Here is a 21,499-nt window from a genome sequence, read left to right as displayed (position 1 = left end):
AGAGAAAATGAGAATTGAGGAAAAGTAATAATGATTCGCGTACGTATTGAAGGAACTGAAGAAGAAATGTTTGAATTTATGGAGAAAATGCCAGATATTCCTGGATTTGAAAAAACACATATGAGAGAACCGAGAAAAGGAAATAATCCGAAATACGATTCAAGTAAAAATGTACTAACATATTTATCTTATAAAAAGATTGAAGTCGCCAATAAATAGGCGACTTTTTTAGTTTGCACCGTTTCACAGCCTTGTCTTTTTTACATAATAATAATAGTAGATTATGTTGAAGAGGGGTGAGGATAGTTAATAAGAAAATCATCTTTTTTGGAGACTTTGGTATTGACGATGCGGTGGCGTTAATTTATGCAAATAAAACATGTCAATTGGATATTATAGGTATTGTTGCTGAATATGGGAATGTATCGCGAGAAATTGTAACGGAAAATGTGTATTTTTTAGAAAGATACTATACTACAGAAGTAAAAATCATTGAGGGTGCAGCAAGACCGATGACAGCTGAAGAACCTTTGTTCTTTCCTGAAATTCATGGAGATCACGGTTTAGGGCCAATTATTCCACCTGATATGAGGATTTGTAGACGGGAAAATTTTTGTGAGTTAATTAAATTAATCGAACCTTGTCCAGAAGATATTATTATTGTAGCGACAGGGCGTTTAACAACATTGGCAACGTTATTTTTATTATATCCAAATGTAATGGATAAGGTATGTTCATATTATATTATGGGCGGTGCGTTTTTATTTCCTGGTAACGTTACTCCTGTATCAGAAGCTAATTTTTATGGGGATCCAATCGCCGCAAATATTGTGATGAAGTACGCAAAAAATGCGACTATTTATCCGTTAAATGTAACGCAAGCAGCCCTCATTACTCCTGAAATGGTGGATATTATTAATAAAGAAGGAACAGGGCAAGCGAAGCTTATTAAACCAATGATCGATTTTTATTATGAGAACTTTTATAAAAAAGAATACCCGGGTATTGCTGGAAGTCCAATTCACGATTTACTTCCGTTCATTTCATTTATAAGTGATGATATTTTTGAATACAAAAAATCTGCAGTTTGGATTAGTACGACAAATGACGTAACAAGAGGACAAAGTGTGGCGGATTTTAGAAAAATAGCTGTGCCGACAACGTTTGATAATAGACCAATTCAAAAAATTGCAGTTGGTTTTAACTATCCTGCATTTAAAGAAGAGTTTATGCGGACAATATTAAAGCCTGACTGTCCTTAATATGTGTATTACGAATAATATCAACCTCGAGTCGAAAAACTGGCCGTTCATTATTTTGAAATAAACTAATAGTTAATCTGTATGAATAACTATTGAAAAATGTAACATAACTAATGGTAAGCAATTGTTTCTAATTATATTTTGATTGGTAAACTATAAAGGAGGTTATCATATGATTTGGTCTTTAATCGTCGGTGGTATATTAGGATGGCTTGCGAGCTTAATTACTGGAAAGGACGTACCTGGTGGTGTAATTGGTAATATTATTGCTGGAATTATCGGTTCTTGGATTGGTTCGAAATTACTTGGTAGTTTTGGTCCAGTCATTGGCGGATATGCAATTATTCCCGCTTTAATCGGTGCGATCGTTTTAATTTTCATCGTAAGCTTCTTATTACGAGCAATGCGAAAATGAATGTAAGGACTGTTTACATTTGTAAGCAGTCCTTTTTATATGTTATGCTAGTATTATACAATCAGGAGGTGTCAGCATTGAAAACATTTACAGTAAATTTCCATCAAGAAGATAATGCTAAAGCGACAACAGTACATAAATTAAGTGAAGAGGACTTCAATAAAGCGACAGAAAAAGGCACTCGTCATCTATTTGATTTAGATACAAACGTTGGATTCTTCGTATTCTTTGACGCAGAAGATGCAGAAGGAAACGATCAATATTTAATGTTACAATACGAAGGCGATCATGAAGAGCCAACTGCGTGCTACGGATTTGATTTAAAACTATACTATCAATTTTTAGCACTATACTTAAATGATCTTGAGTTCCAAGGTGAAACAGATGAAGAAGAGGAAGAGTATGGCCCAATTCATCATTTAGCTCACTTACTTTATCATATTGTTGAAGATGGTAAGTCAATCGAAGTGTAAAAATACATATGAAAAGCTGTCCTTTTTGGACAGCTTTTCTTCTTATTATTATGATGAATGTTATGATTTGCAAAATGGTAAATGGATTTCTGATGGTGATAAATGCTTTTTCTGTTTAAGGAAGGATTGCAGTGTAAATGGCGAGAAGGGATATATAAGGAGATGGAAAAAATGATAAACAATACAATTCCAAGTTTTTTAAAATTATGGGAAAGTAACGACGTAGAATTAGCTGTCCTCAATCAATACTTCACTTCGCATCCAGAGATATTTGAAGAATACTTTAAGTATCATTGTCCTAAAACGAAAGAACGTCTTTCTAATGCCATTAACCTATATCCCGCAAAAATAGAAGATATTCGTATCATTGCAGAATCATTACCAATCATTATTCAAGAGGTAACGAATGAATATCATAATAAATTTAAATGTGATGTAAAAATGAAATTCCACTTATTTGTTGGAGGATTTGGCTCTAATGCATTTGTAGAAAGAGAAATTATTGGAGACATGTTTTTTGCGGCAGAAAAATTATCTCCTGATTTAAATCACCTTCGTGTTATTGTCGCTCACGAAATAGGACATATATATCATAATGTTATGTTACAAAATGTTGGAATGGACTGGAGGAAAGCCGAGTGGGCCGATGCGTTAGTTAATTTGTATCGTGAAGGTGTTGCAACATATTTATCAAAGCAAATTATAAAAGACGTAAATGAATCAGTGTACTACTCATATAACAATGATGGTGAACGTTGGTTACAATGCTATATAGAAAATGAAAAACAAATAAAGAATCGTTTTTTGGAAGATTATATAGAAGGATGGACGTTCGAAAAAGAGAAAGAGTGGTTCCGGTTATCGGGAGGACAGTATTTTGGATACAACCGACTCGGTTATTTTTTAGGAACAGCTTTTGTAGAATATGTTGTACAAGCATTGGGAGAGAGTGAAGTATTTATTTTTTGGAACAAACACAATTTGAAAAGTGGTGTCATGGATTGGTTATCAAAAGGAATAAGATTATAATAGGGGGCTGAAATGTATGAAAGTGTATGTAAAGATAGCTATGTTATTTCTCGCTTTTACATGCATATTTGCATTAGTAGCATGTAAAGGGACAGACGAAAAAAAGGAAACAAACCCAACCTCTGAAAATAGTAAAAACGAACAAAATAATTCTTATGAAGAAAAGAAAGAGCCTGAAGCAAAATCAAATAATGAAGGATCAGTAAAACCAAAGACAGATTCAAGCACGAAAGATACAGTAATAAATCAAAAATCAATTAACCACATTAAAGATTTGTTTGAACTAGCGAAAGAAGGAAAAGTACCTAATGTTCCGTTCGCAGCTCATACAGGAGATATTGAAGAAATAGAAAAAGCGTGGGGAAAAGCAGATAAAACGGAACAAGCTGGTAACGGAATGTACGCTACTTTTACAAATGAAAATGTTTCCTTCGGTTTTAATAAAGGATCACAAGTTTTTGATGTACGCTCCTATCATGCAGAGCTAAAATCAATTACATTACAAGAAATAGAGAAAGCATTAGGAAAACCAGCTTCAGTTAAAGTAAATGGGGAAGATAAAATATACGTATATAAAGTAAACAATCAGTTTGAGTTGAAATTCATTATTCCAAAATCAACTGGTAACGTAAATCATATTTCGGTATTTTCACCAGAAGATAGTATTAATAAAATGGCAGGGTAATAAAAAGGATGTCACAATAGTCTCGAGACTTTTGTGACATCCTTCTTTTTATAAAGAAAGCATCCTATAAAATATGAGGGGTATGCTCCGAAATGTCTTTTTTTATTTTATTACGTTCTACACTTTGAACAAACAGCGCTTGCATAATGCCTCCAGCTATTAAGAAACAAGTACAAATATAAAATAGTATACTACCGTTAAGTTTACTTAATAAAACCGCACCAATAACAGGACCGCACGTACGAGATATATCCCAATGTAACCCGTAAATTGAAAAATATAATCCACGCTTATCTGTAGGAGCGATTTCTGAAACGAATCGAAGTAAATGGTTTAAGGCGATACTTTCCCCAATGACTAAAAAGAGCAATGTGAAGAATAGTGACGTGATTGTTGCTGAAATCCCGTAGCCAATTGCAGCTATTGTATAGCAAGTGTAAGAAATAAGAATAATTTTCGCCATAGAAAATCGTTCAGACCATTTCACGAGGGGAATTTGCAGAATGATTTCCATAATAGCCTTGCATGTTGAAATAAAAGCGAGCATGAATACGAAATCTGGAAATATATCTTTAGCGAAAATGCGATAATTTGTCTCGGTTTGTGCATAAAAAAAGCTAATAGGAAGTGTAGAAACCATAAGTCCCAGTACGGCGTAATGTCTGTGTACAAATTTTTTTGGAGATGATACTTCAAGTTTTTGTTTTGGCGTTGTAAGTGCTGGAGCAGTTTCTGGAAGCTGCGTCCATACAACTACTGCATATACCATAAGTGTAATGCTTTGCATTATAAATAAATATTCAGGATGAGTATGATAAAAGATAGCACCAATTATTGGACCGATTACGGAGCCAATTGCAGCCATCGTATGCAGTAGAGCAAAAATTTCTGCTTGTTGTTTTTGTTTTGTTAAATCAGCTATTTGTGCACGTTGAGCGGGAATATATAAGGAACGGCCAATCCCGTTTATGACGTATAGCAAAGCAAATATAAAAACAGATTGAGCAAAGACGAAGCTGCCGATTGCAACGCCTTGTAGCAATAAGCCGAGTAACATAATTTTCTTTCGCCCATATTTATCAGTAATTCCCCCAGCAATAAGTGTAAATACAATGTCTGATAGTGGTTGTAGTCCAAAAATGAGCATAGTTATTATTATATTACCGTTTAACATTTTATTAACGTAAATAATCATAATAAGAGCTAACATGGATTCGGTTGTTCGGGTTAATAATTCACCGCACAGTCTTATAATAATTGGTTTATTATAACGTAGTAAGAGATTGTTCAATATTTATTCCTCCTTTCTATATTGAAATGATAAGATGAAAAGAGAAATGGAAAAAGGGTAGAAACAAAAGGGGTTATTTTTCACCTTTTAGGGGGATTATGATGTTTATTTTAGATCAATATATTGAACTATGGTGTGCCTATGGTAAAGGGAGACAAGAAGGAGAACAATTAGAAGTAACCGTACAAATGATAGCAGAAACATTATTTTGTACGGAGCGTAATAGTAAATTAATAATAAAAAAATTAGAAGAGTTAAATTGGATCGCTTGGTTTCCAGGACGCGGAAGAGGGAATCGTTCTAAATTAATATTTCAAAAGCAACCGATGACATTGATTTTAGACAGAGGAAAAGAACTAACGAAAAAAGGGGATGTGAAAAGTGGAATCTCATTTGTGGAACGCTACAGCTCACAATTTCCATCAGTAAAGAAAGAGTATGAAGCTTGGGTAGATTCAATATTTGGTCATAAAATAGAAAGGACACCTGAAGGAAGAAAAGATGTACTTCGGTTGCAAGTACAAATGAATCTAGACATCGCTTTAGATCCGGTCTACGCTACGATGCGCTCAGAATGTCATATGGTTAAACATATTTTTGATACACTCGTATATGTGAATGAGGAAACAAATTGTATAGAGCCAAGACTTGCTTTTCACTGGCAATATAATGAAGCTGAAAAGGTTTGGACATTTTATTTAAGAAAAGGCGTTCATCTTCATAATAGAAAACGACTTACCGCACATGATGTTATACATTCATTGAATCGATTTATGAAAGCGGAAAACAACCCACACGCATGGATGTTGCAACATGTTGAAAATGTCCGTGCAGTGGATGAATTTGTTGTTGAAATTCAATTACATACGGAAAATAGGATGTTTTTACATATGCTAAGTGCAGAACAGTGTTCTATCGTAAATGAAGATGAAGCAGGAAACTTTATTGGTACAGGACCTTTTATATTACGCGAGAAAAGTGCACAATTATTTGTATTGGAAGTGCATGATTTATATTATCGTGAAAGACCTTTTCTTGACCGAATTGAACTAATGAATGTAGAGAAAAATGTAAATACATATGACGTGTTAGTAAAGGCGCAATATAAAGATAAAGAAAAGCCTAATAAAGAGTTGTCTCGGCTTGAATCGAACGTGACATATGTAACGTGCAATCTTGTAAAAGAAGGACCAATGCAAGATGAGCTGTTTCGAACGGCGTTACATCAGATTATTCATGGCGATAAAATTGTCCAAGAACTCGGCGGAGAACGTGGAGAAGTGGCAAAGAAACTAATATTAGCAAATGAAAGAACAGTAGAGATTAAGGAAGAGATAGAATGTTTAGTGAAAAGGAGCATGTATCATCATGAAGTGCTACAACTGTACACATTTACAGGACAAGATCACGTAGAAGATGCACAATGGATACAGAAAGAGTGTGCGAAGTACGGGATTCGTATAGAAAATAATTTTCTTGAAGTTGAAGAGTTATTGGAAATCAGTACGATACAAAAGGCTGATATGATGCATGATAGTGCAACAATTAGCGAACGAATAGAAGATAGTCTGCTATATATGTTTCTTAAAAAAAACAGTTTTATTCATGGGCAAAGCAACATGGATTTTCATAAAATGTTGTCCCCTTATTTTAAACAAGAACAAGTAGAGAAAAGAGTTACACTGTTACGCGATATTGAGGAGACTTTGTTACGTCAAATTCAAGTTATTCCTTTATACCGTAATAAACAACAAGTAACTTCTCACGAAAAAGTACAAAATATAATGATTAATTCACAAGGGTGGATTGATTTTTATGAAATATGGTTTACATGTTGATAAATAAGGGTTTTTACGCATTTTACATAATGTGTAAGAGCCTTTTTTTCGTGTGTGAAACAGGTTTGTTTTACACATTGTTACGCTACTTACGATAAAAGTTCATTTACAACGTAACAGTGTTATGTTACATTGTTATCAGGAAGGAGTGTTATACAGTTGAGTACAGATTTAATTTCAAAAAAAGATTTATTAGAACTAACTGGTATTTCATACGGACAGTTATATAGGTGGAAAAGAAAAAATTTAATACCGGAAGATTGGTTTGTACGAAAGTCAACATTCACGGGTCAAGAGACATTTTTTCCGAAAGAAAAGATATTAGAGCGTATTGATAAAATCCAAACGATGAAAGAAGATTTATCACTTGATGAACTAGCAAATATGTTTTCACCTAGTGTGAGCGAAATTCTTTTAACTAAGGAAGACGTCTTACGTAAAGGGATTGCATCAGAGCCAGTTTTACAATTCTTCATAGAACAAATGAATAAAACAACAGAGTTTCAATTTGTAGATATTCTTTATGTGTATATGTTAGAAGAGTTACTACAATCGGGAGAGATTAGTTTAGAAGAAGGAAAAATGGTCTTGCAAGTTTTACGTGAAAATTATGAAGCGATTAAGCATAAAACTTGTGACTTAATCATCGTCCGAAAGTTAGGGATTTCTACATGTTTCTTAGTTTCAAACGTGGACGATTTAATTTTTGAAAAAGGTACCAAAATTGTTTTACGCGAAGCGATTATGAAATATACCGAAGCATTAAAAACGAAACTGTTGTAGTGGAGGAGAAAGTATGCGTACAGATAATTTAATTATAAATGGTTACGGTTCATCGAATGGCGGCGAGTTTCATAAAGTGCAATTAAATGGAAAAGGGACTGTTAATGGAAATATTGAATGTGATCAATTTGAATGTAACGGTTACGGTGCTGTTACTGGAAATTTGAAAAGTAGCAATGCAAGAATTAGTGGATCAGGTAAAGTTGATGGTACAGTTATTGCGGAAACGATGCGAATTGATGGGAAAGCAACAATTACGCAAGATGTGAAGGCGAGCAGTTTGAAAATTGCAGGAAAAGGTACAGTAGGTGGAAATGTAACTGGTGAAGAATTTAAAGTCAATGGTCAAGCGACGATTGATGGGAATTGTGAAGTGGATACTTTTTCTTCAGAAGGACAATTTACAATTGGTGGATTATTAAGCGCCGATGAAATAAATATTAATATTCACGGTACATGTCGAGCGAAAGAAATTGGTGGTCAAACGATTAAAGTAAAACATAGACTAAGTACTTTTAGTAGACTGTTTAAATCAGTATTTGGTATGCAATTAGAGGCTGAACTATTAGAAGGTGACAATATCGATATTGATTATGCTCACATAAAAACGGTAAGAGGAAACAATGTTACAGTAGGAGCGAACTGTGAGATTGAACTGATCGAATATACGGGTGTTCTTACTGTTGATAAAAGCGCAAATGTAAAAGAAATGAAGCAGATTTAATGGAAGGGAGAAAGTAATATGGGAGATCAACATAGTCTTACTGTTAATGGTTCTAGTAGTTCAGCAGGCGGGGATTATAACAAAGTTAAGATTCGCGGTGAAGGAACGATTTCTAATGATATGAGCTGTAATGAATTTAAAACGTACGGCACGAGTGAAGTGCGCGGTAATATGAAAGTGAAAAATTATGTCGTGTATGGAGATAGTGAAGTACAAGGAAATGTAGATGCGGAATTTGTAAAAGTATACGGAAATACACAAATGAATAGTGATGCCCATATTGAAAAAACGAAAGTAAGAGGTATGATAGAAGTTAAAGGGAAGTTTACTGGTGATTTCGTAGATGTGAAAGGCGCTTTAAATGTGAAAGGAGATATTGAAGTTGAAGAACTATCACTAACTGGTGGCCTTGAAAGTGATGGATTACTTAATGCTGAAAATATTGAAATTTCACTTCGTTATGAAGGCAGCAAAGTGAGAGAAATCGGCGGTAAAAAGATTACCGTTCGTAAAAAAGCGAGATTTATTCCATTTACAAGTCATGCTGGAAGCCTCCAAACGTCTATCATTGAAGGAGATGAAATTTATTTAGAGCATACGATTGCTGAAGTAGTACGAGGAAATAACGTTACCATTGGTCCAGGATGTGAAATTAGTGTTGTAGAATATCATACTAGTTTTAATCAAAAAGGTAATGCAGTTGTAAAAGAACATAAACAAATATAAGTAGTACGAGGGAGAGCAAGGTTATGGTTGAGAAGAATAATAAGCTCGGCTTTGTTGTGGCGGGTTTATTGCTAGGTATTTTAATGGCATCAATGGACAATACCATTGTCGTAACAGCGATGGGAACGATTGTTGGTGACTTAGGAGGACTTGAAAACTTTGTATGGGTCGTTTCTGCCTATATGGTCGCAGAAATGGCAGGTATGCCGATATTCGGAAAACTATCAGATATGTATGGTAGAAAGAGATTCTTTATTTTCGGTTTAATCGTCTTTATGATTGGTTAGGCACTTTGTGGTACTGCTGAAAATATTACACAGTTAGGTATTTATCGTGCCATTCAAGGTATTGGCGGCGGGGCATTAGTGCCGATCGCGTTTACTATCGTTTTTGATATTTTCCCTCCTGAAAAGCGCGGGAAAATGGGTGGATTATTCGGAGCAGTATTTGGTTTATCAAGTATTTTTGGTCCGCTGCTTGGTGCGTATATTACAGATTACATAAGCTGGCACTGGGTATTTTACATTAACTTACCGCTTGGCGTTTTAGCACTTATTTTTATTACATTCTTTTATAAAGAATCACGAGTTCATAGAAAGCAAAAAATTGATTGGTTTGGCGCAATTACTTTAGTTGGTGCAGTAGTTTCGCTAATGTTTGCTTTAGAACTAGGTGGACAAAAGTATGATTGGGATTCTAACTTTATATTAAGTTTATTTGGCGGATTCGCTATTTTAATTATTGCATTTATTTTTATTGAACGTAAAGTAGAAGAACCGATCATTTCATTTGAAATGTTTAAACAACGTTTATTCGGAATGAGTACCATTATTGCATTATGTTACGGTGCTGCGTTCATGTCAGCAACTGTATACATACCGTTATTCATTCAAGGTGTATACGGTGGTAGCGCAACAAACTCAGGATTATTACTTTTACCGATGATGTTAGGATCAGTCGTAACAGCGCAGTTAGGTGGATTTTTAACGACGAAGCTTAGCTACCGAAACATTATGATTATTTCTGCTGTTATTATGCTAATTGGACTATTCTTATTAAGCACATTAACGCCAGAAACAAGTCGAATATTATTAACGGTTTATATGATTATCATTGGATTTGGAGTAGGTTTCTCATTCTCTGTACTAAGTATGGCAGCTATTCACAACTTCGGTATGGAACAGCGTGGATCTGCAACTTCAACGAGTAATTTCATTCGTTCATTAGGAATGACACTAGGTATTACAATCTTCGGAATGATTCAAAGAACAGGTTTCCAAGATCAATTAGAAGAAGCTTTTAAAGGTATGAGCGGAGGAATGAATACAAACGCTTTAGGAGATTCAAGAGCGATTCTATCAGAATCGGCAAGATCTCAAATCCCGCCGCAAATATTAGATAAAATTATTGACGCTCTTTCTAGCTCCATTGTTCAAACATTTATGTGGGCATTAGTACCAGCAGGTCTAGCATTCATATTTATTTTCTTTATGGAAAATGAGCGTATGGTAATTAAGAAAAAACAAACGAATAAAAAGAGTGAAACATCAAAAGCGTAATGAAAAAGCTCCTTTCCAATTGGAAAGGAGCTTTTTCGTATGTACGGATTTAGATTAGCCTTCGATAATTTCGTATTCTTCGTCTGCTAATAATAAAATTTGTGTTTTCTTACCTTTGTTTTGAACTTCGATAACATCGTATGCACCTAAGTCTCTTAGTTTGTTTTGAGAAGCGTTAACCATAACTTCCATAGAATCAATTAAGATATCTTCTTCAATGTATGATTCAGGCAATGCCATATCTTCTGTTTCTAATACACATGCATATAGATTTTGTAAGTTTTCAGCAGTTGGGTTTTGTTCCTCAACATCAATGATGTTCTTTACTGCATCCATACTTTCTTCTTTTGCTTGGTATACTTTAATTTTAGCCATTGTTTTATTCTCCTTTATAACGTAATCGTAGAGGCTACACCTTATTATAACGTTTTTTTCATGAAAGATGAAATTGTTATATGTATTTATAGGGAAATTTATGTGCTATTACTCATTATTGGCGTAATTTCATTATTAATGTGATAAGTAAGTACCTATATTCCTGAGTTAAAGTTATATTGTCCAAGCTTTTTTATACTCCGTTCATAGTATATGTATTAGATAAAACATATAGGGAAGGGATGGAGTGTAAGTGGGTTGTGAGCCGAAACGAAATTATCAATGCTGCCAAAATAGTATTTGTGAATTTTTGCGAAGTCTAGAGCCTTTTACAAAAGTTGAGAGTATTATAATCGCCGGAAACGAAATTGTAGTATCTTATTTTCTTTCATTTAATAAGAGGAATGGTATCGTATCCTTCGTACAAGAGGACAATGAGGTTATTTTTGTAGATTGCTCTAGGATTGATGCAATTCGAATAGGAAAAGTTTGTAGTTGTAAAACGAAAGTTAAATTTATTGAAGAGGATTTTAGTTTACTTGGAAATGTTTGTCCGCAATGTTTAACAGAGGGTAGTACACTCTTTTTTGACTTTTACAATCCAGAATTGAATTTATCACTACAAGCAAAAACAATTGATGTACCTAGTTGTACTGAATTTATAGATGAGATGGGGAATGTCGTAAAGCAAATTACTATAATAGGTGAAGCAATTGTTTCTAAAGATTTTGTTCAAGTGCCGGAACTATTAAACTTTCGATTAGTTTTATCTGATACGGCTACGAATCCTTTAAAGTTTGGAATACTATTCATTAATTTCCCTGATCTTACGTTTATTATTCTTTTCGCATCGAGTGGATACCTTAACATATCGAACTGTTTGAAAATCGAGAGTGGAACTGGTAATGCTGAAATAGAAGAGATGAAAAAGATGGTGACGAATGACAATAATACGTACAAGTCAGTTGTTAAATTGACTAAAGTATATAAAAATGGAGGAACAGAATCATATATTTATAAGAATGAGTTATAACATACGTATTTAAAGGAACCCTCAAACGACTATTGAGGGGGATTACATAATAAAAGTTGATAATCAGTTACATGTAGATTGCAAATTATTATTAAGTATATTTACTGTTAACCTTTATACAGGGCAGTCACTTACTATTCATTAGATGTTATAATAATTTTATATTTATGAATATTTTACGATTATATATTAGTTTAATAAACTTTTGTTTATATATGAAAAGTAGAGTTAAACTGATTCCAAAGAAAGCGGGAATGTAAATGATATATGAAGCGAATATACATACGAGAGAAAAATTAGTTACTATGTTCGAAGATTTCAATAACGTTGTTTTACTTTCTTATTTACAAGGACATATGGGTACTGCCTGGGTAAATGATGTTGAAAATCCAACGGTAGCGCAAGTTACGGTAGGGATTTTTACATTTTACACTGGGGATCCACATGCGAAAGAAACAGAAGAATTAGTACGTAACATTCCTGATAGAATGTTAGTAATCGTAAATAGTGAAGAGTGGAAAAAGCGTTTAGAAACATTTTACGAAAGAAAAATAGATAAGTTTTTACGCTATAAATTCAAACGGAATGCGGAAGGTTTTGATCGTTCAAAATTACAATCTTTTATTTCAATGCTGCCAAAAGGATACGAGTTACGAAGAATAGATAAACATATTGTAAATATCCCTACATTACATAAGGTCTCTGAAGATTTTACAAGTCAATTTCAAACGGTGGAAGATTATATAAACCGAGGTATAGGGTATAGTATTTTGTATAAAGGAGAAGTTGTATGTGGTGCATCATCATACAGCATTTATGATGATGGCATTGAAATTGAAGTTGCGACTGATCTCAATCATAGAAGGAAAGGATTGGCGACTATAGTTAGTGCAGCGCTAATCTTGGACTGTTTAGAAAAAGGGATATATCCAAATTGGGATGCAGCGAATACTACGTCTGCTAAGCTAGCAGAAAAGCTAGGATATGTTTTTGATAAGGCGTATGATGCTTATTTTGTGGATAATAGGTAAATGAATGAATTTGTACAATTGTACAACAGAAAAAGTCTAGAAAATCCTATAAAATTCGTGTTAATTACTCTTTTTTAAAATTACAAATTGGGTATAAAAATCGACTTGAAAAAGTCGGTTTTTATTTTTTAACAATAAGGTGCATCCAATATTAATTTGCTGTTGCATAGATATTATGGAATGAAGAAATTAACAAAATTAATTTTATTTGTCTTAATAAATTTAAGAATAGATTTTTGAAAGTTTCTTCGAAAATATGGTTATCCTTTTTACTATTGAACTTAATCAACATATTATGGTATTTTTCCGCGATAATAGTTAAGAATTTTTTAAATAGGTAAGTATTCATAAAAACTAATTATATTAAACTGTGTGTATTTGAATATTAAAGATAGAATACAATCTTTATTTGCAAATAATAAAAGTGACTATGATACAAACCCACGCATTAATAGAAAAAGTACATATACAGTAAAGAGAGTTAAAAAACTCTAATTTTTTTATAAAGGAGATTATAAAATATGAGTGAACAATGCCCAATTAACGTACCATGTCAGGTAGCAGGACAAACTCAAACACCATTAAGTGATGCACCTGCAACGCCAATTACTACTCCAGGAGCACCAATTGTAAAAATACCAGTTGTATTAGCAGAAAGAACGATTCAAATTGTTGTAGAATCTGATATTTCATTAGATCCTCCAGCAGTTGAAATTAAACGAATCTTAAAAAATGCATTTTTAACACAATGTAAGTTAGTTCCTGTAGCATTCGAACCAGTACCAGGTACACCTTACCGAAGAGTTACAAGAGCAAAGTTATTTGTACAAGGATATATTCGAAAAAATATTGAGTATGCAAATGATGATTGTAATGGAGTGCTATATGACCGTATTGCAAATGTTCCATTTTCTGGTTTTGCAGATTTAACAGAAGCTGATTTTCTATCATTAGCTATAGTAGCTGCTTCCTCAGATACTACTTCTCACTTTATTAATCCTAAAAATGGTGATTTACCACGTTTAGACAAATACTTCTTCGAAAATACAGTTTTTTATAACGAACAACCATATTGCGAGTTAGTTAGCGCTCAATTTTTCGAATTAGACTTTTCGCCTTGTCCAACAGACCTAAATGAACCATTTAATACTCTTCGTGAAAAAATTGTACTAGATCTTACTTTAAAAGTTTTACAAGTACAACAAGTACAAGTATAAAACTAAAAAAGCATTGTCTTTTTTATTATTATAAAACATATATAATGATGAAAATGAATACGTGTAAAATAACATATTTTCCTGAATTTTATTAGATGGGGGGATGGTGATGAATAAGCCATGGATTGGTAAGGCGCTATGGGATGAAATTCACAAGTATAAAGATCTGAATAAACAAGATAATTCACGAGAAAGAATAGTAAAGAAAGAAGAAGAAGTATCTGAAGTAAAGAAAGAAGAAGAAGTATCTGAAGTAAAGAAAGAAGAGGAAGTATCTGAAGTAAAGAAAGAAGAGGAAGTATCTGAAGTAAAGAAAGAAGAGGAAGTATCTGAAGTAAAGAAAGAAGAGGAAGTATCTGAAGTAAAGAAAGAAGAGGAAGTATCTGAAGTAAAGAAAGAAGAGGAAGTATCTAAAGTAAAGAAAGAAGAGGAAGTATCTAAAGTAAAGAAAGAAGAGGAAGTATCTGAAGTAAAGAAAGAAAATGCAACATATGAATCACAAATAGAACCTTCAGTGCGTTCAATGGTAGTGAAAACACCATTTTCTATTATTTCTGAAGTGTCTAGTTTTAAAATATTTCCAAAAATAAATATAAAAAATCAAGAAGCGTTTGTTTTTCAAAATGAAAAAGATGTAGGTAGGCGTGAATTAGATTCTAAGTTATTAACTACAGTACAACAGTATCATTCGGAGGCTTATTGTGAAATAGTTTCTTTCAATCTTCATGAAAAGAGAGTGCTTATGGAATTATATAATAAAAAAGTCATAGGGAATATTGAAGAGAATAAGGTAGAGACATCTTCATGGACCCCTATACATAGCATAGTATTAGAGGGTGAAAATGAAGGAGAAATAAATAATGTTATAACAGCCAAGCTACCAATAGAAATAGGAAAATATAAAGGTGAAATTATTTTACGAGAAAAAGTTGTATTTAAAGAAAAAGTCATAGGAATAAAAGAGGTGGAACAGGATATTGTTTTGACAAAAACTGAATTCTTAGTGCCAAAAGTAATAAAAAATGGACAGAATACATTTACAGTTGAAAAAGGGAGCTTATTTGTAGAAGGCTATATTTATCAATGTATTGAATACATATCAGAACAAAGTACTTTTCATAATAATATGTATCAATTAATGCAAAATATTGTACTGGAATTAGTCGTTCAAGTAATACAAGAACAGGAAGTACAAGTACGAATGAAATAAAAATGAATATATTCCCTAAATGCTACAAATGGTTTTCCCTCAATAAATTCAGTGTAATATTTATGAAGACTAATTTTTGCTAACGGCGATAGTTACTTTATTATATGAATCTATTTAGGTCTATGAAAAAATAAGTGCTAACATGTTTGAAAACAAATTTACTAACACTTATTAAAAACAGACATGAAATTTGGATTATATGTGGTTTGATTTAAGAATTTAATAAAAAACATTGATAATTACTTGCTATAAACTGATGTGTAAAATAAAATGTATTCACTTCTTTTTTACAAGACTCTCAACTTGAATAGTAATACATGTTTATCATAATTTTCTAAACACCAATTATATTTTTTTAGAATAATTGGATGGACAACTTCTTTCGTCATATCAACTTCAATAAAGCCATATGTTTTATAAAAACTTTCTAGTTCTTCAAAAGGAATACAAAATACGTTTTGTATTTCTAATGCTTTCGCAGTCTGTACTAAGAATGAAACAAGTTTCCTAGCTAATTGTAGACCTCTAAATTTAGGGAGAATAAAAATGCCACCCATTTCTATCGTATCTTCATCTATTTGGACTAATCGTCCTACACCTGCATACTCGTTGTTGTATGTAATGATTGCAACTTTATCTCTCTCTAAATCACTTTGTACAAATCCTATCGATTCATATTGATTATTAATCCATTCTAAATCGTTAGATGTGGCCAATTGAATACTCATATACATCCTCCTTCGGAATACTAGCACTATCTTCATTATATAGAACATAAGATGCTATATCAAAAGAACCTTGATATAGCACATTTGTTAAATTTGTTAGTTGAAGGTGTGGGTTTGCTGGTATTGAAATGATGACTCTAACAAACAGAGGATAATGACCTTGTGAATTTAGTGTTACATAGTCAAAATGAAAATTAGTTCATGTGTTTGGTAACGCATTATTGTTTAAGCGTATAGAGTTTATAGGCTTATTTTAATTAGTAGCTACTGTATTAATTGGAACTATTAAGGGAATATGATAATCACCAGCTTGAGTGATAAAAATCGTATTAGGATGTAGTAAAAAACTTCTCCTGAAAAAGGAAAAGGGATATAAATATAAGAGCACTTCGAAAAGTGCCCTCCAGTAACGACTACTCATTCTAAAAAGAAAGGATGCAATATATCATATGAAGTTAAGTGTATTTAATTATGGGCCTTTTATATAAAAGTTTTATTTTGTTCCGAATAAAAAGGCGGTTGTTTCCGCAACCACTTTTCAGTAAAACAAAGCACTTTTTTTTATAACTAAAGTGACGAGCTCAGGTTATAAAAAAGGAACAATTATATTGTATGAAATCTATTCTAGAGTAGTCACAAAGAAAGCTGTCTTCTTATTAGAAGGCAGCTTTCTTTTATTAGAAAAAGAAGTAGAAGTAAAATAAAAGATTAAGTTACTTGTCCAAACAAATTTTATAAAAGCACATAAAATGCTAGTAGTTAGTAAATATTTTAATATTGCTAATTTTCTAGACTAAAAGGGGTGATTTTATGTGTGAATGTGAAGTTTGTAGAAGAAAGAAAAACCGGGATCCATTAAACCGGGAGTTTGAGCCGAAAAAACGAGTTCCTGAGCCGAAAAAAGAGGATTGCGAGCCAAAAAAAGGAGATTCTGAATCAATAAAACAGGATTCCGAAACATTAAATTCTTATTCATTTAGTAAAAATTCAAATTTTTTAGAAGAAGCTATACAAGCAGATGAAATCGATCAAGTTTCTGAGGAATATATTGAAATAGTTGATTCAGCAGATGTACAAGTTACTACTACAGATACAAAAGCTGCGCTATCTATTCAAGCGGCATTACAAGCAGCTATTGTGGTTGTAGTAAGTATTTCTATAGCAGATAGTGAAAAAGCAGATAAAATAACACAAGAATTATTTCAAAAATCATCTATTAAACAAATTAATAGACAAAAAACATTAATTAAAAATTCCAGAAACGTAACCGTAACAACTACTGATACAGATATTGCAGTGAATATTCAAATTCTCCTTCAAATTTTATTAGCTTTATTAGTTAAACTAAACATTTTATAAAGTTTCTAACCTGTTTATATTTAGCTATAAGGGTTCACTCTAAGTAAATATTTTTTGTTGCAATATGTGGTACAAGCTTGGACTTCTTATTATGACTGATTTAACATTCAAGATTAATGGGAAAGTAAGTGTAGAAAACTACACAATAGTAAAAGTTAAATACATTATTTAACAGCAAATGAAACTTATGTTTATGTGAAGGAAAGCTGTCTTCGTATTAGAAGTCAGCTTTTTGATTTTATTAGTAAAAAGAAGTGGAAATAGAAGATTAAGTTACTTGTCCAAGCAATTTTTATTAAATTACATATAATGCTTGTAGTTATTTGAAATTTTTATAGAAAATTGATTGGAGTGAATATTGTAAATGGATGATTTAAACAAATTTTCTTCCTTTAAGTTTGATAAGGATCAAAAGAATATAATCATAGATCTTTTACTCTCAGATATTTTTAATAGGCATGGGATAACTGAAGAAAAGTTAAAAAATTTATCGCCAGAAAAAAAGCAGCAAATTAAAAGTATTGTTTCTGAAATACAATCACAGGTTAATAATTATTTAGATTGAAAGGGGGTGAACTTATGGACAAAGCATGCCATACAGATGAAAATAAAAAGTGGAGTGCATTAGATTCTTCAAATCCTCATCCGTCTTTTAAAAATGCTAGCGTTTCAGAAGCAGCTGCTCAAGAAAGTAAAACTTATCAAATTTCTGAAGAATCTATTATAATTGTTGATTCAGCAGATGTAGAAGTTACTACTACAGATACAAAAGCTGCGTTATCTATTCAAGCAGCATTACAAGCAGCTATCGTGGTTATAATAAGTATTTCTATAGCAGATAGTGAAAAAGCTGACCGTGTAGCACAAGAATTGTTTCAAAAATCATCTGTTAAACAAGTTAATAAACAAGAAACTGTCATTAGAAATTCTAGAAATGTTACAGTTACGACTACGGATACAGACATAGCAGTAAATGTTCAAATTCTTCTCCAAATTTTATTAGCTTTACTAGGGTGTGTCTAAAAACTGTTGTTCATTGTGTTAATCGAAAAATGGCAGCGATATACACAAAGGCTAAAAAAGAAGATGCCAGCTTATCATAACGTGTTGCGATTCTACGGAAATGCTTGATTTTATTGAAAAAACACTCCACTAAATGGCGTTCTTTATATAAATACCAATCCACATTCCAAGGAGCTTTCGCATTTGACCTGGGTGGAATGGTATAGGTTGCTTCATGATCGGTAATATAGTTACGAATCGTATGAGAACCATAGGCCTTGTCACCAAGAATATTGCTGCCCTTAATCGGTATTTCATCCAAAAGCTCGCAAACAGGAGTGCTATCAAAAATATTTCCGCCAGTCAAATGAAATAAAATGGGGTTGCCTAAACCATCAACAATTGCATGGATTTTGGTAGTTTTTCCACCGCGACTCATGCCAATATGCTGATGACACTCATGATTTACAGCCTTTTTTTTGCACCAGCACTATGTTGATGCGCTTTGATACTGGTTGAATCTATGCTGAGGTTTTCAAGATCCGGTTCAGCATTTAATTCTTGAAAAATAGTCAGTAAGACACCTTCATCACGCCATTTGCAGAAGCGAGCATACACGGTTTTCCATAATCCGTAATGGTCCGGCAAATCACGCCAGGGAGCGCCGCTCCTAGCTATCCATAAAATAGCATTGAACATTTCACGATTACTCCTTTTAGGCGGACGACCAGTAAAATACGGTGGGAAAAAGTCTTTGATTTGTTCCCATTGTTCATTTGTAAGTTCGTAGCGGCGTGGCGTCATAGAAAATACCCCTCTCTAAATGATTTGAGGTAATCCTATCATAGAAATAGTTTTTAGACACACCCTAGTAAAATTAAATATTTTATAAAATGTTTAACTTGTTTTTTATCTAGTGATTCTTACAGGTGGATATTTACTGTTTTAATTATAGTACAGGCTATAAATATTAATCATAACTGGACTAATATTTAACATCGCCAAAATAATAATGAGAGCAATGTGATGGAAAATAAAGTTTGATTATTTTATGAAAATTTAAAAGCCATTTCCTTTATTGGATTTGGCTTTTAAATTTTAAACAGTATAAATTTGAAAAGATTATATTAAGATAAAGAATTAACATGTAATGATACAAAATACTTATAAAATTATTCGTGTTTTAGAAAAATAATAAGAAAAAGGTGTTTAAAATAGAATCATTTTCATTAACAGTTCAAGTTTTGAAGAATAGTGCATACAATATAAAGTGTTTTCCTTTCTTCATTTAAGTTTTACGTATATAATTTAAAAGTACTATTTTTATTTTATTATTTTATATTTATAACAGAATAGAGGTTTAAAAATGGGTGTTAAAATCATTACGGATAGTGCGGCGGATTTACCGGTAGAATTACTGCAAGCATATGATATTGATTTAATTCCACTCCGTGTTTATGATGAAGCAGAAACAGAGTATTTAGATGGAGTAACATTAGAGTCAGTTACATTATTGCAAAAAATGAGAGAAGGCGCTGTTTATAGAACGTCATTGCCTTCACTTGAAACTTTCCAAGAAAAATTTGTTTCTTATGCAAAAGAAGGTAATCCTTGTATATATTTAGCTTTTTCATCTGAACTGTCCGGTACATATCAATCGTCAGTTGTTATTAAAGAAGAAGTAAAAGAAACATATGCTGATTTAGATTTAGAAATTATTGATACGAAATGTGCTTCGCTTGGTCAAGGGCTTGTCGTATTAGAAGCTGCTAAAATGGCGAAAGACGGCGCATCAAAAGAAGATATTTTAAAACGTGTTGATTTTCTAATGAACCATATGGAGCATATCTTCACTGTAGCTGACTTGCAGTACCTTGTTAGGGGTGGACGTTTAAGTAAAGTAGCTGGTTTCATCGGCGGTTTATTAAACATTAAGCCAATTTTAAATGTGGATGAAGGAAAACTTGTACCACTTGAAAAGGTAAGAGGGAAAAAGAAAGTATTAAGCCGAATTGTTGATATTATGGAAGAGCGTGGAAAAGACCTTAAAGGTCAAACAATCGGTATGACTCACGGTGCTGATTTAGAAACTGCCGAAGCATTAAAAGCATTAATTACTGAAAAATTCGGTTGTGAAGTATTTATCGTAAATACAATTGGAGCTGCAATCGGAGCGCATACAGGACCTGGTGCGTTAACATTGTTCTTCTTAAATGAAGTAGAGTAAAGGATTGATCTTTTGATCAATCCTTTTTTCTTATTAATCAGTAATAATCGGTCGATATGGTATCGGTGACGATAAAATCATCGAAGTTTTGACTGTTCCAAATGGTATAACGATATCAATTAATTCCTCTAATTCCTTCATAGAGTGAACCGCTACTTTTAAGTAATAGCTACTTTCACCTGTTACTCGATGACATTCGAGTATTCTATATTCTTCGTAGATTTTTTCCTCAAATTTTTTACAAGGAATCTTTAGATTTTCAATTCTTAAAAATGCTTGAATTGATTTTCCAACAGCATCTAATGATATCCGTGCGGTATATTTTTCAATTATTCCAGTATCTTGTAACCTCTTTAGTCTTTCGGTAACACTAGGGCGGCTGAGGTGTAAGTGCTCAGTCATTTCTGTAATTGTCATTCTGGCATCTTCTTGTAGTAATAACGTAATTTTCTTGTCAATTTCATCCATGAATTATGCTCCTTTGCAAAATTGAAAGTAAATTTCTGAAATAAATACATAATATAAAATCTCA

General features: G+C 32.6%; 23 protein-coding genes and 1 pseudogene. 19 read left to right on the top strand and 5 right to left on the bottom strand.

The window, feature by feature from the left end; translation table 11 throughout:
* The first annotated feature begins 30 nt into the window (after nucleotides 1-30).
* The 6 genes from QCI41_RS04450 to QCI41_RS04425 all read left to right on the top strand — a co-directional run bounded on the left by QCI41_RS04450 (nucleotide 31) and on the right by QCI41_RS04425 (nucleotide 3,864).
* Complete coding sequence (locus QCI41_RS04450) at nucleotides 31-219, top strand: DUF3970 family protein (protein WP_353838190.1); 189 nt, start codon at nucleotides 31-33, stop codon at nucleotides 217-219.
* A gap of 77 nt (nucleotides 220-296) precedes the next feature.
* Nucleotides 297-1,262, top strand: coding sequence for a nucleoside hydrolase (locus QCI41_RS04445; RefSeq protein WP_353838191.1), 966 nt, complete (start codon nucleotides 297-299; stop codon nucleotides 1,260-1,262).
* Between the two features lie 172 nt (nucleotides 1,263-1,434).
* Nucleotides 1,435-1,677, top strand: a complete 243-nt coding sequence (locus tag QCI41_RS04440) for a GlsB/YeaQ/YmgE family stress response membrane protein (RefSeq protein ID WP_000638305.1) — start codon at nucleotides 1,435-1,437, stop codon at nucleotides 1,675-1,677.
* Nucleotides 1,678-1,754: 77 nt separating this feature from the next.
* Nucleotides 1,755-2,150 carry a hypothetical protein gene (locus QCI41_RS04435; RefSeq protein ID WP_000847587.1) on the top strand — a complete coding sequence of 132 codons (396 nt, stop codon included), beginning with the start codon at nucleotides 1,755-1,757 and terminating at the stop codon, nucleotides 2,148-2,150.
* A gap of 171 nt (nucleotides 2,151-2,321) precedes the next feature.
* Complete coding sequence (locus tag QCI41_RS04430; RefSeq protein WP_353838193.1) at nucleotides 2,322-3,179, top strand: DUF5700 domain-containing putative Zn-dependent protease; 858 nt, start codon at nucleotides 2,322-2,324, stop codon at nucleotides 3,177-3,179.
* A gap of 16 nt (nucleotides 3,180-3,195) precedes the next feature.
* The gene (locus tag QCI41_RS04425) at nucleotides 3,196-3,864 is read left to right on the top strand and encodes a YjgB family protein (RefSeq protein WP_353838194.1); all 669 of its coding nucleotides are present in this window, start codon (nucleotides 3,196-3,198) and stop codon (nucleotides 3,862-3,864) included.
* Nucleotides 3,865-3,928: 64 nt separating this feature from the next.
* On the opposite strand, the gene QCI41_RS04420 is transcribed toward QCI41_RS04425, so the two are convergent.
* The gene (locus QCI41_RS04420; RefSeq protein ID WP_353838195.1) at nucleotides 3,929-5,155 is read right to left on the bottom strand and encodes an MDR family MFS transporter; all 1,227 of its coding nucleotides are present in this window, start codon (nucleotides 5,153-5,155) and stop codon (nucleotides 3,929-3,931) included.
* 101 nt (nucleotides 5,156-5,256) lie between these two features.
* On the opposite strand from QCI41_RS04420, the gene QCI41_RS04415 reads away from it, so the two are divergent.
* The 5 genes and pseudogenes from QCI41_RS04415 to QCI41_RS04395 all read left to right on the top strand — a co-directional run bounded on the left by QCI41_RS04415 (nucleotide 5,257) and on the right by QCI41_RS04395 (nucleotide 10,785).
* The gene (locus QCI41_RS04415; RefSeq protein WP_353838196.1) at nucleotides 5,257-6,993 is read left to right on the top strand and encodes an ABC transporter substrate-binding protein; all 1,737 of its coding nucleotides are present in this window, start codon (nucleotides 5,257-5,259) and stop codon (nucleotides 6,991-6,993) included.
* Between the two features lie 159 nt (nucleotides 6,994-7,152).
* A complete protein-coding gene (locus QCI41_RS04410; RefSeq protein WP_353838197.1) occupies nucleotides 7,153-7,776 on the top strand; it encodes a YhbD family protein in 624 nt (207 codons plus the stop codon).
* Between the two features lie 13 nt (nucleotides 7,777-7,789).
* Entirely contained in the window at nucleotides 7,790-8,500 is a 711-nt protein-coding gene (locus tag QCI41_RS04405; RefSeq protein ID WP_353838198.1) for a bactofilin family protein, read from the top strand.
* An 18-nt stretch (nucleotides 8,501-8,518) separates the two neighbouring features.
* A complete protein-coding gene (locus QCI41_RS04400) occupies nucleotides 8,519-9,226 on the top strand; it encodes a cytoplasmic protein (protein ID WP_353838199.1) in 708 nt (235 codons plus the stop codon).
* 23 nt (nucleotides 9,227-9,249) lie between these two features.
* Nucleotides 9,250-10,785: pseudogene (locus QCI41_RS04395) on the top strand (MDR family MFS transporter).
* Between the two features lie 54 nt (nucleotides 10,786-10,839).
* Here QCI41_RS04395 and QCI41_RS04390 read toward each other — a convergent pair.
* Nucleotides 10,840-11,160 (bottom strand): hypothetical protein, encoded by a 321-nt coding sequence (locus QCI41_RS04390; RefSeq protein ID WP_353838200.1) that lies wholly within the window; start codon nucleotides 11,158-11,160, stop codon nucleotides 10,840-10,842.
* Nucleotides 11,161-11,413: 253 nt separating this feature from the next.
* On the opposite strand from QCI41_RS04390, the gene QCI41_RS04385 reads away from it, so the two are divergent.
* The 4 genes from QCI41_RS04385 to QCI41_RS04370 all read left to right on the top strand — a co-directional run bounded on the left by QCI41_RS04385 (nucleotide 11,414) and on the right by QCI41_RS04370 (nucleotide 15,651).
* On the top strand, nucleotides 11,414-12,193 hold the full coding sequence (locus QCI41_RS04385) for a BC_2878 family exosporium-associated protein (protein ID WP_353838201.1): 780 nt from the start codon (nucleotides 11,414-11,416) through the stop codon (nucleotides 12,191-12,193).
* 260 nt (nucleotides 12,194-12,453) lie between these two features.
* Complete coding sequence (locus QCI41_RS04380; RefSeq protein ID WP_353838202.1) at nucleotides 12,454-13,224, top strand: GNAT family N-acetyltransferase; 771 nt, start codon at nucleotides 12,454-12,456, stop codon at nucleotides 13,222-13,224.
* Between the two features lie 521 nt (nucleotides 13,225-13,745).
* Nucleotides 13,746-14,441 (top strand): CsxC family protein, encoded by a 696-nt coding sequence (locus tag QCI41_RS04375; protein WP_048560767.1) that lies wholly within the window; start codon nucleotides 13,746-13,748, stop codon nucleotides 14,439-14,441.
* Nucleotides 14,442-14,550: 109 nt separating this feature from the next.
* Complete coding sequence (locus QCI41_RS04370; RefSeq protein ID WP_353838203.1) at nucleotides 14,551-15,651, top strand: BC_2427 family protein; 1,101 nt, start codon at nucleotides 14,551-14,553, stop codon at nucleotides 15,649-15,651.
* A 287-nt stretch (nucleotides 15,652-15,938) separates the two neighbouring features.
* Here the strand turns inward: QCI41_RS04370 and QCI41_RS04365 are convergent, their stop codons facing one another.
* On the bottom strand, nucleotides 15,939-16,379 hold the full coding sequence (locus QCI41_RS04365) for a GNAT family N-acetyltransferase (protein WP_048560769.1): 441 nt from the start codon (nucleotides 16,377-16,379) through the stop codon (nucleotides 15,939-15,941).
* Between the two features lie 810 nt (nucleotides 16,380-17,189).
* On the opposite strand from QCI41_RS04365, the gene QCI41_RS04360 reads away from it, so the two are divergent.
* From QCI41_RS04360 to QCI41_RS04350, 3 genes are all read left to right on the top strand, one after another.
* Nucleotides 17,190-17,738, top strand: coding sequence for a spore coat protein (locus tag QCI41_RS04360; RefSeq protein WP_353838204.1), 549 nt, complete (start codon nucleotides 17,190-17,192; stop codon nucleotides 17,736-17,738).
* 364 nt (nucleotides 17,739-18,102) lie between these two features.
* The gene (locus QCI41_RS04355) at nucleotides 18,103-18,303 is read left to right on the top strand and encodes a spore coat protein (RefSeq protein WP_075307475.1); all 201 of its coding nucleotides are present in this window, start codon (nucleotides 18,103-18,105) and stop codon (nucleotides 18,301-18,303) included.
* 14 nt (nucleotides 18,304-18,317) lie between these two features.
* Nucleotides 18,318-18,761 carry a spore coat protein gene (locus tag QCI41_RS04350; protein WP_353838205.1) on the top strand — a complete coding sequence of 148 codons (444 nt, stop codon included), beginning with the start codon at nucleotides 18,318-18,320 and terminating at the stop codon, nucleotides 18,759-18,761.
* A gap of 10 nt (nucleotides 18,762-18,771) precedes the next feature.
* On the opposite strand, the gene QCI41_RS04345 is transcribed toward QCI41_RS04350, so the two are convergent.
* A protein-coding gene (locus tag QCI41_RS04345) for an IS5 family transposase (RefSeq protein ID WP_483299041.1) occupies nucleotides 18,772-19,544 on the bottom strand; the annotation gives its coding sequence in 2 pieces (ribosomal slippage) (nucleotides 18,772-19,214 and nucleotides 19,214-19,544; 774 coding nt in all).
* A 562-nt stretch (nucleotides 19,545-20,106) separates the two neighbouring features.
* Here QCI41_RS04345 and QCI41_RS04340 point away from each other — a divergent pair.
* Complete coding sequence (locus QCI41_RS04340) at nucleotides 20,107-20,967, top strand: DegV family protein (RefSeq protein WP_353838206.1); 861 nt, start codon at nucleotides 20,107-20,109, stop codon at nucleotides 20,965-20,967.
* 33 nt (nucleotides 20,968-21,000) lie between these two features.
* Here the strand turns inward: QCI41_RS04340 and QCI41_RS04335 are convergent, their stop codons facing one another.
* On the bottom strand, nucleotides 21,001-21,435 hold the full coding sequence (locus tag QCI41_RS04335; RefSeq protein WP_000343327.1) for an Lrp/AsnC family transcriptional regulator: 435 nt from the start codon (nucleotides 21,433-21,435) through the stop codon (nucleotides 21,001-21,003).
* Nucleotides 21,436-21,499: the final 64 nt, after the last annotated feature.

The organism is Bacillus cereus group sp. MG4 (assembly GCF_040460055.1).
In the GTDB taxonomy this organism is placed as follows: domain Bacteria; phylum Bacillota; class Bacilli; order Bacillales; family Bacillaceae_G; genus Bacillus_A; species Bacillus_A wiedmannii.
This window is presented reverse-complemented; position numbering and strand designations above follow the sequence as displayed.